Here is a 15,460-nt window from a genome sequence, read left to right as displayed (position 1 = left end):
GTCAGCGCCTCCTGTATACGTTATTCTGCTGCTACTTTTACAATCTCTACAAGTAAATCAGCTAATTTTTCGAGTTCTTCTACCGGCATGCGTTCATTTGTCGTATGAATTTCCTCATAGCCAACAGATAAGATAACCGTTGGAATTCCAAATCCGGCAATAACATTTGCATCACTGCCTCCGCCGCTTCTTTTTATATCGGCATTACGGCCAATTTTTTCAACTGCTTTTTTCGCTACTTGTACTACTTCATGATCTTCTTCAAAATGAAAACCAGGATACATTAATTCAGTTTCTGTTTTAGCTGTGCCGCCTAGTTTTTCAGCTGTTTCTGCAAAAGTAGCAACCATATGAGCTACTTGAGCATCTAATTTTTCTTTATTGATTGAACGCGCTTCCGATAAAATATGCACTTCATCGCATACAATATTTGTAGCTTGTCCACCTTCAAATCTTCCGATATTTGCGGTCGTTTCTCCGTCAATCCGACCTAGCTTCATCGCAGAAATTGCTTTAGAAGCTAATGTGATAGCAGAAACTCCTTTTTCAGGTGCTACTCCTGCATGCGCGGTTTTCCCAGTAATTGTCGTCCATAGTTTAGATTGAAATGGAGCTGCCGTCACAATCCCACCAACTGTTCCGTCACTGTCAATTGCGTAGCCATATTTTGCTGTTAGTAGCGTCGAATCCAGTTCTTTTGCTCCAACGAGGCCGCTTTCTTCTCCAGCAGTAATCACTACTTGAATATCACCATGTGGTACATCGTTTTCTTTCAAACGACGAATAGCCTCAAATAACGCGGCAATACCCGCTTTATCATCTGCTCCTAAAATAGTCGTGCCATCCGAATAAATATAACCGTCTTCCTTTAAAATAGGTTGGATTCCTTTACCAGGCACAACTGTATCCATATGAACAGTGAAATAAATCGCATCTGCATCTGCCTTATTTCCTTTTAAAGTGGCGATTAGATTACCTGCACCATGTCCTGTTCGTTTGGCAGAATCGTCTTGGATAACAGAAAAGCCTAATTGCTCTAATTTACGCATTAAAATAGGAGCGATTACTTCCTCATGCTTTGTTTCAGAATCTATTTTTACTAACTCAAAAAATTCTTCTATTAAACGGTTCACTTTATGCAGACTCCTTTATAATGGAATATTTCCATGTTTTTTGTTTGGTCTTGTTTCTTTTTTGTTGCGCATCATCTCTAATGCTTGTATTAACTTAATACGTGTTTCACGAGGATCGATAACATCGTCTACCATCCCCATGGAAGCTGCCACATAAGGGTTTGCAAACTTTTCACGGTATTCTTCGATTTTTTCTGCCCGTACTTTTTCAGGTTCTTCGCTATTTGCGATCTCTCTCGCAAAAATAATATTTGCAGCCCCTTGTGGTCCCATTACTGCAATTTCCGCATTTGGCCATGCATACACTACATCCGCCCCTATCGATTTGGAGTTTAGCGCTACATAAGCCCCGCCGTATGCTTTACGCAAAATAACAGTCATTTTAGGAACAGTTGCTTCCGAATAGGCAAATAAAATCTTTGCCCCATGACGAATAATTCCGCCGTGCTCTTGCTTAATACCTGGGAAGAATCCGGTCACATCTTCAAATGTAATGATTGGAATATTAAAAGAATCACAAAAACGAATGAAGCGAGCGGCTTTATCACTTGAATCGATATCCAGTCCGCCTGCCATTACTTTAGGTTGGTTACAAACGAGACCAACAACTTCACCTTTAATGCGGGCTAAACCGATGACAATATTTTTAGCAAATTCCTTTTGTACCTCTAAAAAAGAATCTCTATCCACTACTTGCTCAATCACTTTTCGAATATCATACGGACGAACAGCTTCAAATGGCACAATGTCTGCTAAATCTGGTCGATCATCATTTTCTGGTGCCAGATCTGTAATGGTAGGTTTTTCTTCAAAGTTTTGTGGTAGATAGCTCAGTAGTAAACGGACACTTTCTAATACTTCTTCTTCTGTTTTACCTCGGAAATGAGCATTCCCACTAATCGTGTTATGTACTTTTGATCCACCTAGATCTTCCGCAGAAATCTTTTCCCCGGTTACTGTTTCAATCACTTTTGGTCCAGTTATGAACATTTGACTCGTCTCATCTGTCATAAAAACAAAATCAGTAATAGCAGGTGAATACACTGCACCACCAGCACAAGGTCCTAAAATAACCGAAATCTGTGGGATCACACCAGAGTAAATCGCATTTCGATAAAAAATTTGTCCGTATCCATCTAGTGACACAACCCCTTCTTGAATACGAGCACCACCAGAATCATTTAGCCCTATAAATGGTGCACCATTTTTAGCGGCCAAATCCATTACATTCGCTATTTTTTGCGCATGCATTTCTCCAAGGGCCCCTCCAAATACCGTGAAATCCTGGGAAAATAGATAAATTGGCCGACCATTTACTCTCCCATATCCAGTGACCACCCCGTCACCAGGTCCTTCTTGCTTGTCCATCCCAAAGTCAACCGTACGATGCTGGATAAACGGATTTAACTCTACAAATGAATCTTTATCAACTAGTAATGCTATGCGTTCACGAGCAGTCAGCTTCCCTTTTTCGTGTTGCTTCTCGATACGTTTGTCTCCGCCACCTAATTCGATTTTACGCTTACGATCATATAAATCATTGATTTTCTCATAAATATCCATTAGTTTACTTCACTCCCCCTGTTTTATCACAAAGCTCATATAAAACCCCGCCAGATGCTTTAGGATGAATGAATGCAACTTGTGCTCCACCCGCCCCAATTTTTGGAGTTTCTTGAATGAGTCTTACCCCTTTTTCTTTCAGATCTTCCAAACGTTCTTGAATATTTGATACACCAAAGGCAACATGATGTATACCTTCACCTTTTTTTTCAATGAAAGAATGAACAGCGCTCGATTCATCAATTGGCTGAAGTAATTCGAGTTTTACATTGCCGCTATCAATAAAAGCAACTCTCACTTTTTCAGAAGGAACCTCTTCAATATGTATTAGTTTCAAACCTAATGTTTCCGTGTAATATGGAAGGGAATCTTCTATATTTTTCACTGCAATTCCGATATGATCGACCTTTTCCATCCCTTTGCACCCCTTACTGTTTGACTATTCTCTATTCTATTGTACAGATTTCCAAAAAAAATCGCTACCTCTTGTGATTTTTTTCATTTTTGATAAAATAGTAGTACATACTAAAGGAGAGAATTTCATGAGCAATCAAAAATTCCGTAAAATTGTTGTATATCTAATGATTTTTGTAATGATAATGTCTTCACTCTTATTTGGATTAAGCTTCGTCTTACAATAATGAACTAAAAACAGCGGAAGCTTATGTGCTTCCGCTGTTTTTAGTAGTTTAGGGCTAAATGCTTTTAATTACGATAATCTTATTAAATTTAAGAAAATAAATCATTAATTTTTTTCAATTTACTTTCCATCTTCTGAACGATCTTCAATACGTTCTTCAATTTCTTTCTTTTCTTCGTGCCACCATAATGCTTCTTCTGGTTCTTCTAAAATCTCTTTTATTTCAGCTTTCTCTTCAACCGCCGGCGGTGAACCTCGAAGAGCTTTTCCTGAAGTATCTTTTAGAAAGATGGTTACCACTACAAGACCGACAATAGATGCAAGAATCGCATAGTAGGCAGGTACCATTTCATTCTCCGTTTTGCTGATTAACCAAGATACAAGTAAAGGTGTCGTACCACCAAACAACGATGCAGAAATATTAAATGTAATGGCCAATGCCCCATTCCTTACATTTGTAAAAAATAGAGAAGGTAATAGCGCTGGCATCGTACCCTGGAAAGAAGCAGAAAATACCCCAAGTATCATCAATCCAAAAAATACAAGCATGGTATTTCCACTACCGATTAAATTAAACGCAGGTATACTCAAAAGAATCAGCCCGATTAGACCGCCTTGAATTACCCTTTTTGCTCCAATACGATCACTAAAATAGCCCATTAATAGAACAATCGGAATCATAATAACCATTACAATAACAATTAACAAAAGTCCTTCTGCTTCCCCATAACCAAGAACTGCAGTTAAATGAGATGGCATATAAGACAAAACAATATAATTTACAACAATATAAAAGAAAACAACAAACATACCGATAATTATTGCTCTCCAATGATACTGTAATATATGTTTTATAGATTCATCATTATCATCTTCACTTTTACTTTCCTTCATTGCCTCAAATGCAGGTGTTTCTTCTAAATTATTTCGCAAATAAAAGCCAATTAAACCGATAGGGGCCGATAAGAAAAAAGGAATACGCCAACCCCATTCTAACATTGTTTCCTCCCCTAAAATATAGGTAAGTGCAGTAACAAGACCAGCTCCTGCGATATAGCCAACTAAGGTTCCAACCTCTAAACCACTTGACATGAAACCTCTTTTTTTATCAGGTGTGGATTCAGCAATAAACGTCATAGCACCCGAATATTCTCCACCCGCTGAAAAGCCTTGAATGAGACGAGCAATTAGTAAAAGAACTGTGGCAGTATAACCGATAGATGCATGGCCTGGAATCAAGCCAATACTTAACGTGGCAAGAGCCATCATGATCAAGGTAATAGCTAAGACTTTTTTACGGCCTAAACGGTCTCCAAGCATCCCAAAGAAAATTCCACCAATAGGTCGAGCGATAAAGGCGACCGCGAATGTCGCAAAAGCAAACACTAACTGCATGGGTCCACTTACTTCAGGAAAAAATACTTGTCCAATTGTAACGGCTAGATACGAGTAAATTCCAAAATCAAACCATTCCATACCATTACCAACAGCAGTTGCAAAAACAGCTTTGCGTGCGGTACTTGTGTCAACAATGGTAATTTCTTCTTTTTTCAACCTTGGTTTTGATTTTCTTTTCAATTTAGGCCTATTGTGATTGTTATAATCATCCAATCGAAAAGCCTCCTTGTTGATTAATTGATCTTAGTCTTAAACTATCCAAATGTAATTTATTTATGTCTTCTTAATAATTTTTTAAGCAAACTTAGTCAATTTATATCCTAAGTTCTCCTCTTATCTTCTTCACCAGTCCTCCACCTCCGTTGTTGTTTGGAGAGTATACATAATAGAAGATCTTTTAAGGCATACGTGAATTTTTGGAATTTTGAAGGCTAAGTGGTGTTTCACTCGAATTTCCATACGATGAAAATCAAAGGTTGACAACGAATATTCACAGTCAAAAACTAATTAATGCAAGTCTAAACGCGTAATATAGAAAAAAGAGAAATTGAGTGGGATCAATTTCTCTTTTTTCTATATCTGAAGCTAGCTATTTCCCAGCTTCAACCTCAAAGTTTATTATTGGAAGGTAAAACAGACAGATTTACTGGATATTTATCCTTTTACAACTAAACTCGCAGTTTTTGCAACTAAATCCTTCGAAATTACAACTAAAGCTCCCGTTTTTCCAACTAACTCTGTGGCTTCTGCTTCAAAAGTCATTATTGGAAGGGAAAATAGATGAATTCATTGGATATTTTATCCTTTTACAACTAAATCCTTTGAAATTACAACTAAAGCTCCCAATTTTACAACAAACTCTGCGGCTTCTAAGCTAAAAATGATTCGTTCATTTTTTCTTTATTAAATACACTTCTACCTTCAAATTGTTTGATATTCCTTTTGTTTGTATTGCACTGGAGTAAGCTCTTTTGGAATTAGGGCTGTATAAGTTTCTCCATCCAATCTTTCTGCTAACTCTTTCTTAGCATTTTCGAGTAACTCTGGTTTTTGGAGGGCTGTAATAGCTGTACATGCTATTGCTTTTCCAGCTAATAACATGGCATCATGGGCATATTCTGTTTTACCTTGTGCCACAGCCTGCCAAGTATGAAACGGGGTACCAAATGCCCATGTGGAAGTTACACATTGTGCGGTAGGAACATTCCAGCTAACATCGGCAACATCCGTTGAACCTCCCATAAATGTTTCTTTTTCTGAAAAAGGAACAACAAAGTCAGCAATTGGTCGTTCCGCTAATTGGACAGCCATCTTTTTACCACTCTGCAATGCTGCAGTACGCTTTTCCTCCTCAGTCAATGTTTCATAAATAGCTTGTGTAAATTTTATATCGTTTTCACTCACAGCGGGAAAATCTAATTGTTGCATATGCTCGTGCATTACTTTCTCAAGCGTCAAGTTGGGAATCAAGTTATGGCAGGAACCTTGAATTTCAAAATCTAATTTTGTTTGTGTCATAAGTGCCGCACCACGAGCACAATCTGCTACTCGATCATACAAGTCCCTTACTTGATCCGGTTTAGGTGCGCGGATTAAATAGGTCACTTCAGCATCTGCTTGAACTACGTTTGGAGCCATTCCTCCTGTGTTTGTTACCGCATAATGAACGCGTGCCTCATCCACAATATGCTCTCTCATATAATTAACTCCAACATTCATTAGCTCGACAGCATCTAAAGCACTTCTACCCAAATGGGGAGCTGCAGCAGCGTGTGCACTTCTTCCTTTAAATTTGAAGTGTGCGTGGATGACGGCATTCGCAGTGGAGTGCATGACAGCATTCATTGTCGAAGGATGCCATGAGAAGGCAGCATCAACGTCTTTAAAATAGCCATCTCTTGCCATAAATGCTTTCCCGTATCCACTTTCTTCTGCGGGGCAGCCAAAAAATTGTACAGTTCCAGCAAGCTTATGTTCCATCATGTACTCCTTAACTGCAACTGCCGCTGCTAAGGAACCTACCCCTAGTAAATTATGCCCGCAGCCATGACCATTTCCATTTTTAACAATAGGTTCAAACTTATCACTATGCGCTTGTTGGCTTAGACCAGTCAAGGCATCATATTCACCGAGAATAGCAATAATCGGATGACCCGATCCATACGAGGCGATAAAGCCTGTTTCAAGGCCTGCTACTCCCCTTTTCACAGTAAATCCTTCCTTTTCCAATGCTTCGCAAAGCAAATCAGCTGAACGGAATTCCTCAAATCTGGTTTCTGCAAACTCCCATATTTGATCACTTAGCTGTGTAAATAAAGTACGCTTTTTGTCTATTAAATTTGAAACTTCTTCTGATAGATTAGTCACTTACAACATCTCCTAATTTACTAGATTTTCGAAAGAAGGAACCTCTTTCTTAGGGCGAATTAAAAATAATGATCCAGCACACAATAATGCAAACATAATGAGCATAATAAAAGCTACCGTATAAGAACCGTCAAAAGCTTCTACTAAAAATCCTATTAACATCGGAGTTAGGACACCTGCAAATTGCGCACCAGTATTAATGAACCCATTTGCAGTTCCTACAACCTCTTCTGATAACATTTTTAATGGTGCAGAAATAATTAAGATTATATTAAATGACATGAATACGGTAACAAGACTTTGATAAACAGCAAACATGATTATGTTTGGCGCATATGCCATTAAATATAGAAAAACAGCAATTAATACTGCAAATATGGCTGCAATCACCTTGTCTTTCCCTTTAGGTAATTTATCTAAAACATAGCCGCTTGCAAGCATTGCAATAATTCCTGCAATCGCTGGAATAGCTGAAATATACCCAACAGATGTTAAGTCAAGATGGCGCACCTCAACTAAATAGGTCGGCATCCATGCCATTAGCCCCCATTGGACTGCGTAAATGGCGAAATAGGCAATAAACAAATTCCATATAATCGGAGTTTTTAAAACGTGTTTCAAAGATACTTTACTTTTGGAAGGGTTTTCATTGCTTCTTACAGCTGAACCTTTCCCCTCTTTTAAGAAAAAGAAGTACAACAAGGTACATATAATCCCAATAGCACCAGCAATATAAAAAATCGTTCTCCAACCGATATCTTGCATAGACTGGGTACCAATTATGGGTGTTATTACCCCCATAATAGTTCCTGAAGTAAGCATAAATGACATGGCACGACTTCGTTCGTTTTGCGGAAACCAACTAGCTATACCTTTTGAAGCTGCTGGAAAAAAGCTACCTTCTCCAAGTCCAAAAAGAAATCGAATAAGGATTAAGGACATGAAGGACCATGCCATTCCCGACAAAATTGTGAAAACGGACCAAGCAAAAACGGCCATAATAATAATCTTTCGGAAACCAAAACGATCGGCCAGCCACCCGCCTGGAATCTGCATTATGGCATAGCCGGCAAAAAAACTGCTTAACACAATCCCTGTCTGGGAAGTGCTCAATTGGAGATCCTTTGAAATATCTAAAATCGCATAGTTCATAAAAAAGCGATCAAAGTTTCCAATTGACCATCCTAAAAAAAGTAAGATGATAATGACATACTTCCAATTCTTTAATAACTTGGACTCCATTTCGTCCCTCCTTACGAAATTTATTGAATTCTATTTGAGTATAAAAAATTTGTACTATTCAAACAATGTTTGTTCCTATATAATAATCACATAATTTATGTTGAGTTCTACATAATCCTTGTGGAGGTTGTAAAAAGTGGAAACCTTGCTGAAAATTAAACGATTTTTAATCGATGACTGTTGCCTTTCCCATTTTCAATTGTGGCAAGGTATAAAAGGATTGGATTTTTCTCTTGTTCTCTCTAATCATTTTGACAAAGAGACTCCTACACCAAGGAGATTTTCCAATGATAAAATACTTACCTATGAAAATTACACGGATATTTACTATCATTATCCCAATCATACTTCTATTGTCATCAGACTTAGCGAGTCTTCGGTATTAAAGAAGGAGAGCAGGCGAAAACTTAAAATGATAATAGATTTACATTACTTACAAGTAATGCTCGATAGGGAAAAATATATTAGGAATAAAGTGATGGAAAGCATCCGTGATATTTCGATACTGGAAGATTTAGATGACTTATTAAAAAAGATATTAGAAAATGCTTTGTCAGTTATTACGGCAGCGGATATGGGAGTACTTTGGATGTATGAACCAAACCTAGATGCGCTATTTCCCAAAGCATGGACAGGTGGTCCTAGTGAAGAAATCAAAAAAATGCGGATGAAGGTGGGGGAAGGTATTATTGGTAAAACCTTTAAGGATAACAAGTCCTTTATACTTACAAACATAGAGGAAGTCCTTTCGGAATCATCTAATATTTCACCAGATAACCTTTTTTATCTGTATAATTCTATCCAATTTAAAGATTTACAGACGATTATTTCAGTTCCTATAAAGGTGGAGAATCATACTTTGTGTGTTTTAATTGTCTATCAGAGTGGTCCTTCTCCTCTTTTAACTAAAGATGATCAACAATTGTTGGAAAGTTTTTCTGATCAGGTTTCTATTGCATTAAGAAACTCGAGGCTCTATCAAACTCTAAAAAAACATAATGATCTTTTACTTCAACGAGATATAATACATAATAGCCTAATAAAAATGTCTCTTCAAAGTAAAGGTTTAAAGAAAATCGCACATGAAATAGGAAAGATGATAGACCGCCCGTTAATGATATTAGACTTAACTGATAATCAAATCTATTCAAATCCGACAACGTGGAAATTGGAAACTCCTATTGAGACGATAAAAATAAATGCAAAATTACAATCAGAACATTCTTTTACCAAAATGGAATCTTTAAACGACAAATCATTATTAATCTATCCTATTATTGCTATTGATGTTCCTATTGGACTAATGATTGTAGAAATGGAGCAAGATGATCTTTTTCCTTTAAATAAGATGATTATTGAACAGGCAAGTTCAGTGATTGCATTAGAGATTATTAGAAGACAATCACTAGTAGATTCATATTATCAAAAAACTAATGATTTATTTAATGATTTTATTCAGTGCCGAGAATATAATCTGATACGTAGTAAGGCCAATGAGCTTGGAATTGCGCCCCATTCTTATTACATGTCCATAATTATTCATTTACACCCGCATTCAGATTTTCATTTTTTGAATATGCAAATGCACAATCTAATTACACAAATAACAAAATATTTAGGAATATACGTTTCAATCGTTTTTGGTTATGGAAATAAAGTGACGATAGTTAGCCAATTCAATAATATTGCTGATGAAGACTATGTAAAAAACAAACTAAAACTTATTCATACCAACTGGTTTCAAGTGCATGATGAATTGCTTAACATAGGAGTCGGTTCTTGCTATCCAAGTATGGATAATATAGCAAAAGGTTACTCCGAAGCGGAGAAAGCACTTTCCTTTCTTATTTCAAGGCAACTTAAAACTATTATAAATTATCGAGATATTGGGATTAATCGTTTATTTATTCAACAACCGATCGATGACTTGAACTCTTTTATTAATGAAGTTTTTAATCCCCTTCAAACTGATAGGGATAATACTTTGGATTTGGAACAAACCTTGGTTACTTATATAGAAAACAATCGTCAAGCTACACAAACAGCCAAACTTTTGCATATCCATGTTAATACTTTATATCAAAGGTTAAAAAGGATTGAAGAAAAGCTTCAAATTTCCTTCTCGAATACAGAAGATATTTTAAAGCTTCAGCTTGCATGTTATTTAAGATTTTCAATATCACGTTAACTCGGTTATTTTAATAGAATAAGGACCAATCATTCTTCGGTTAATAGCCAGGATCTACTATTTCTTGTAAATCAAACATTTGAGGGAGTTTTAAAAATGAATGGTAAAATAGAAAATAATACGGATAAAACAGATTTGCAGTTGCTTTTAGAAAAAGCCATTGAATTGCGTGAAGAAGGGCGTGCTAAGCAAGACCAAGATATTCTGCAGGAAGCACGTACTCTCCTTTTAGAAATGGTGGTTACCTATCCAGATCACGCTGAAGTCAATTATCAGACTGGTATTGTTCATGATAATTCTGGATACTCGAAGGAAGCTATCCCCTATTATATAAAAGCTCTCGAGCTTGGTCTCACAAGACCGGATCGTCAAAGATGTTTACTTGGTCTTGGCAGTACTTACCGTGCTTTGGGTTACTATCCAGAAGCAGTTGAAACTTTACGACAAGGTGTAACAGAGTTTCCGGAACACCGCGGTCTACAAATTTTTTACTCAATGGCTCTGTACAATACAAAAAACTATAAACAGGCAATGGAAATTGCTTTGACTAATTTAGTGGAAACAACATCTGATGAACATCTTCAATACTTTAAAAGAGGGATTTCCTATTATGCTCAACACCTTGATGAAACCTGGTGAAGATTGAAAATTATTAAAACAGATAATCTGATTTGATTCTAATTCGTTCTCTTTTAGTTTGTTAATTAATCTATTTCAAAGCAATAAAATCAAAACGCAGTACAATTCGTGTATGAATTCCTACTGTGTTTTTTTATTTGCACAAAGGTTTTTATAAGGTTTCTTTCAAGAAACATGTTCGTAACTAAACTGCTAATTTAGTGGAAGAAGAATAAGACTTTAACTTAATCATCAGGGTCTACTTTAAGAATCCAAGGAATACTAGCTGAAAAGCTGAATTGTAGGACTGGGGTAGGGAAACCTTCTGGCACAAACTCTAAATCCTCTGAGAATCCGACTATGAAATTCTCTATTTCCATAGTATTCAATTCTTTAAAGTTAGAAATAGTACACAATTCTCCTTCTAACACTCTTCCAACAAGATGATAATCCCCTAAGTATAAACGCGTCCCTTCTTTCTCGGTAGGAAATTCTAATAGATGTGCTGGTTTAGCTGGATGAATCCCCAAATTGTTGAAAATATCGGATATAGAAGCCTTTAAATACTTAGAAGTTTCAACATAATTTTTACAGTATAAGCAGTTACAGACTTCTATATCTTTGTTATAAAATTCTCTTGTTCTATCAATATCAACTTCTAATAACCATTTTCCTATTCTAATCTGTTGCAACTTTGTAATCTCCATTCTGTCTCAATACACTGTTTTCTAATTATTTTATGTGCAACTTTTCTAACTCAATACCTCTTTCCTAATTCAACTAAACTTAGGCTTTAGTTTAAGTGTAACATTTCACTTTGCATATCTCGGATCAACTTAATGTTTTAGAAATAAAAATGGACAATCGAAAAGATGATCATATTTTGCTTAAGCACCTGTTAGTTTAAGTACAATGTTTCACAATTTAACTAAACCTCTTCTTTTGTATATTCTACAAATGAGTCGAAATCTCCACAACCAAAATTATTTTGTTGAAAGAATTTTTTCACATACGTTGAAAATTTCTTCTACATCCATATATCTTTTTAACAGACTTTCAGTTACTTCAATAGAAAAATCCTTTTTATCTTTTTCAGTAAGAGAAAGTGCTTCTGTTATACGTTGATGAATTTCGTAAAAGGTTGGATATTCACCAGTTTTTTTATAGCTTATTGCTGCTTTGTTGATTATTGTAGGAACTTCATAATACTTATTAGCATCCACTCTTAATTTTAAAAGCAAATAATCTAAATCCTTTTTATCAATCTGTTCATTCTTCTCAACAACTCTAATTAATAACCCTACAGCTCTATTTAACCTTTCCGTTAATTCAAAAGTCGTCCCATCAAGCCTATCAATAGGGTGAATTTCTTCCTCAATACGTTTAATTCTTTCTTCCAATTCAATTAAATTCTTCATGCTTAATCCCCCTACAAATGTTAAATTCACAATATTTTGGTTGCTACTAACTATGCTTTTCAATAAAATACTCTTAAATCCCTTTAAATTCAACGAGCTTTAACTAAGCACCACGTTAGTTGAATAAGGTACACACAATTAATTTTTTTTACTCTTATTCAATACATAGTACTGAAATATCTTTCCAGCCATACGCAACATCTTCTACTTCGGTCCCTCCAAATGTACTAGTTCTATGAATATATTCCTTTCCTCCAATACGTTCGTAAAAACCGAGTCCAGATTTATTCTGTTTCATTACCCAAACCATCATAGAAGAAATACCTTTTTCTTTAAAATTCTTGGCAATAGCTGAAACAAGTTGTCTTCCGACACCTAACCCTCTACACTCCTGCAAGAGATAGAGTGAATATAATTCTCCATCAAAATTATTGTCATTAATGCGTTTACCTGATGCAAAACCTATAATTTTCCCTTCATCATTAATAGCCACATAAATAAAAGGTTCATTTTCGTTATTTAAAAAATCAATCCACTTTTGTTCTGCCTTTTCATACGATAATCTGTCCAAATAATCGTCTGGTACTAGACCACTATAAGTAGTTTTCCAACTATCAACATAAACACTTGAAATTTGTTTTATATCTACTTTACTTGCTTTTCTAAAAACCAAGTTAAGTACCTCCATTCTAAAATAGTAAAATAATGATGTTTATTATAACATCCTTAATTGAACTAAACTGCCCCGGTAGTTCAATAAGAAAAAAGCTTTACTCCTTCTTGAAGTAAAGCCCCATCAGTTTAAGTACATTAAAAAGCCAACACCATGTGCCAGCTTCCTCATTCGGTTTATTGTAAGTTACTTAATGTTTAGAATAAATTATTCTATTGCACTTTGATCCATGTAAAAAAGCTCCCAAAGATGACCGTCAATATCCTCAAAACTCCATCCATACATAAAACCATGGTCTTGTGGTTCCATTGAAGGTTTCCCACCTGCTTCTAAAGCCTTGTTCACAATCTCAACGACCTTTTCTTTACTATCAACAGATAGTGCCAAAATTGCTTCATTACTTCTTGTAGAGTCGGCGATTTCTTTTTTCGTAAAAGTCTTAAAATGTTCTTCGACTAACAACATAGCAAATATATTATCACTAATAATCATACTTGCTGCAAATTCATTGGTAAACTGGGCATTGAATTCAAACCCCAATTTAGAGAAAAATTCCTTAGTCTTATTTAAATCTTTAACTGCTAAATTCACGAATATCTTATCAGCCTGAAACCCCATGTTCCTCACCTCTACTATAGTATTGTCATTCACACTATAGTTCTCTATTTCATAAACGAATTCCTTCAAAGAACAAAAATATCTCACAGAATCCGTTAAACGACATAAAAGGTTGGCTTTCAGCTTTCTTTATTCAACTAAAGTGCGGTATTATAAGCCCTACATTTTACTAAAGAACTCGTTAGTTGAAGAAGAAAATAGGAACTCCAAATAATTCAAACCCACTAAATTTATTTATAAATCATATTTTTATATTAGTTTTATATATCCCAAGATAGTGACTATGGCATTATTGTATTCAGATATTTTTTCTATTTCTTGTTCATCTCTACTTTCTTCGTTTTCGAACTGTAATGAAAGTTTTTTAATGATATTAACGTACTTGCACAAATTCGTTCTCATTCATCACTTTAATATCTAACAGAATTTCATTATAAGCAAACAGTTCTCCTATCTTCTGGATATATTTATTAGTTATTTTCTTCAAACTTCTTCTGAACTCCTTCTTCCGCTAAACTGCCCGGTTAGTTTAAATGTAATATTTCACATAGAGCCCGATAGTTGAACAAGGAAGTCATTTTAAAAGATATTATTCTAATAATTGTGTTTCAATCAAATCTATTCTCGTACCGCCAATTTATCACTATTATTCTATATTTCTTTTCTGAAGTAAAAATAGTGCTAGACCGATTAAGATGAGTACGATACCCATACCTTGTTGTAAAGAAATAACTTCATCTAAAATGAAATACGCTAGTATACAAGTCCCAATTGTCTCTCCTAATATACTCATTGAAATAATGGTAGTACTTAGCCATTTCAACAACCAATTAAAAATTGTTTGTCCTAAAATTGTTGCAATAAAAGCTAATCCAATAAAGGACCACCATGTTTGTTCAGAATAATTAAAGAAGGGTGTTTGCTGACAGATAGCAAAAACACCTAAAAGTAATGAACTGCTCCCGTAACTAATAACTGAATATGGAATAAGAGATAACCTTTTACGAACATGCTGCCCAATGAAGAAGTAAGCTGTTATGATACCTGCCGCAATAAGAGCAAGTATATCGCCAAATAATGCTAGTCCACTAATTTGAAAGTCTTGCCATCCAATGACAATACTTCCGGCAATCGCTACAAGAAAGCCCATTATAGCCCCTTTACTGAAACGCTCCTTGAATAAAAAATAACCGCCTATCATCGAAAAGAGTGGTTGTAATGTGACGATAACCGTCGAGCTTGCAACAGATGTATAATTTAATGATTCAAACCACAGTACATAATGCGCTGCTAGAAATACGCCTGATAATAATCCGAGTCCCCATTGTTTTTTTGATAACGAACGTAATTCTTGTCGATTGTTTTTATTAACTAATAGAAATGGCAAAAGTATTAGAGTTGCAAAAAACATCCGATAAAATGCTGTAATTGTTGCAGGGGCATCTGCTAATTTTACAAAGATAGCTGAAGATGATAATGCAAAAACGCCAAAAAATAAGAGTGCGTAAGAAATATGAGGGGATTTCAATTCTGGTCCTCCTAGATGATTATTTACAATAATAAAACTTATTTATTATAATGTACAAAGGTAAGTATAAAATA

General features: G+C 35.5%; 14 protein-coding genes. 3 read left to right on the top strand and 11 right to left on the bottom strand.

Annotated elements, in window-relative coordinates:
- Window positions 1-20: 20 nt before the first annotated feature.
- The 3 genes from ACIP9W_RS02840 to mce are packed head-to-tail and all read right to left on the bottom strand — an operon-like array spanning window position 21 to window position 3,111.
- The gene (locus tag ACIP9W_RS02840; protein ID WP_400785760.1) at window positions 21-1,133 is read right to left on the bottom strand and encodes a M20/M25/M40 family metallo-hydrolase; all 1,113 of its coding nucleotides are present in this window, start codon (window positions 1,131-1,133) and stop codon (window positions 21-23) included.
- Window positions 1,134-1,148: 15 nt separating this feature from the next.
- Window positions 1,149-2,696 (bottom strand): acyl-CoA carboxylase subunit beta, encoded by a 1,548-nt coding sequence (locus tag ACIP9W_RS02835; RefSeq protein ID WP_400785758.1) that lies wholly within the window; start codon window positions 2,694-2,696, stop codon window positions 1,149-1,151.
- Between the two features lie 4 nt (window positions 2,697-2,700).
- Window positions 2,701-3,111 (bottom strand): methylmalonyl-CoA epimerase, encoded by a 411-nt coding sequence (gene mce / locus ACIP9W_RS02830; RefSeq protein ID WP_400785756.1) that lies wholly within the window; start codon window positions 3,109-3,111, stop codon window positions 2,701-2,703.
- A 127-nt stretch (window positions 3,112-3,238) separates the two neighbouring features.
- On the opposite strand from mce, the gene prli42 reads away from it, so the two are divergent.
- Window positions 3,239-3,337, top strand: a complete 99-nt coding sequence (gene prli42 / locus ACIP9W_RS02825; RefSeq protein WP_170206588.1) for a stressosome-associated protein Prli42 — start codon at window positions 3,239-3,241, stop codon at window positions 3,335-3,337.
- Between the two features lie 119 nt (window positions 3,338-3,456).
- On the opposite strand, the gene ACIP9W_RS02820 is transcribed toward prli42, so the two are convergent.
- From ACIP9W_RS02820 to ACIP9W_RS02810, 3 genes are all read right to left on the bottom strand, one after another.
- Window positions 3,457-4,947, bottom strand: coding sequence for an MFS transporter (locus tag ACIP9W_RS02820; RefSeq protein WP_400785754.1), 1,491 nt, complete (start codon window positions 4,945-4,947; stop codon window positions 3,457-3,459).
- A 708-nt stretch (window positions 4,948-5,655) separates the two neighbouring features.
- A complete protein-coding gene (locus ACIP9W_RS02815) occupies window positions 5,656-7,101 on the bottom strand; it encodes a M20 family metallopeptidase (RefSeq protein ID WP_400785752.1) in 1,446 nt (481 codons plus the stop codon).
- Window positions 7,102-7,113: 12 nt separating this feature from the next.
- The gene (locus tag ACIP9W_RS02810) at window positions 7,114-8,343 is read right to left on the bottom strand and encodes an MFS transporter (protein ID WP_400785750.1); all 1,230 of its coding nucleotides are present in this window, start codon (window positions 8,341-8,343) and stop codon (window positions 7,114-7,116) included.
- A gap of 136 nt (window positions 8,344-8,479) precedes the next feature.
- Here ACIP9W_RS02810 and ACIP9W_RS02805 point away from each other — a divergent pair, with 136 nt between their 5' ends.
- Window positions 8,480-10,531, top strand: coding sequence for a helix-turn-helix domain-containing protein (locus ACIP9W_RS02805; protein WP_400785748.1), 2,052 nt, complete (start codon window positions 8,480-8,482; stop codon window positions 10,529-10,531).
- A gap of 96 nt (window positions 10,532-10,627) precedes the next feature.
- Complete coding sequence (locus tag ACIP9W_RS02800; RefSeq protein WP_400785746.1) at window positions 10,628-11,170, top strand: tetratricopeptide repeat protein; 543 nt, start codon at window positions 10,628-10,630, stop codon at window positions 11,168-11,170.
- A 224-nt stretch (window positions 11,171-11,394) separates the two neighbouring features.
- On the opposite strand, the gene ACIP9W_RS02795 is transcribed toward ACIP9W_RS02800, so the two are convergent.
- The 5 genes from ACIP9W_RS02795 to ACIP9W_RS02775 form a co-directional block, all read right to left on the bottom strand.
- Window positions 11,395-11,841 (bottom strand): hypothetical protein, encoded by a 447-nt coding sequence (locus ACIP9W_RS02795; RefSeq protein ID WP_400785744.1) that lies wholly within the window; start codon window positions 11,839-11,841, stop codon window positions 11,395-11,397.
- A gap of 291 nt (window positions 11,842-12,132) precedes the next feature.
- Window positions 12,133-12,567 carry a hypothetical protein gene (locus ACIP9W_RS02790; RefSeq protein WP_400785742.1) on the bottom strand — a complete coding sequence of 145 codons (435 nt, stop codon included), beginning with the start codon at window positions 12,565-12,567 and terminating at the stop codon, window positions 12,133-12,135.
- Between the two features lie 154 nt (window positions 12,568-12,721).
- Window positions 12,722-13,240, bottom strand: a complete 519-nt coding sequence (locus ACIP9W_RS02785) for a GNAT family N-acetyltransferase (protein ID WP_400785740.1) — start codon at window positions 13,238-13,240, stop codon at window positions 12,722-12,724.
- Between the two features lie 207 nt (window positions 13,241-13,447).
- The gene (locus tag ACIP9W_RS02780) at window positions 13,448-13,858 is read right to left on the bottom strand and encodes a VOC family protein (protein ID WP_400785738.1); all 411 of its coding nucleotides are present in this window, start codon (window positions 13,856-13,858) and stop codon (window positions 13,448-13,450) included.
- 646 nt (window positions 13,859-14,504) lie between these two features.
- A complete protein-coding gene (locus ACIP9W_RS02775) occupies window positions 14,505-15,386 on the bottom strand; it encodes a DMT family transporter (RefSeq protein ID WP_400785736.1) in 882 nt (293 codons plus the stop codon).
- Window positions 15,387-15,460 lie beyond the last annotated feature (74 nt).

The organism is Psychrobacillus sp. NPDC093180, assembly GCF_044754065.1.
GTDB lineage: Bacteria > Bacillota > Bacilli > Bacillales_A > Planococcaceae > Psychrobacillus.
The sequence above is the reverse complement of the archived record's forward strand: the minus strand, read 5'-3'. Positions and strand labels throughout refer to the sequence as shown.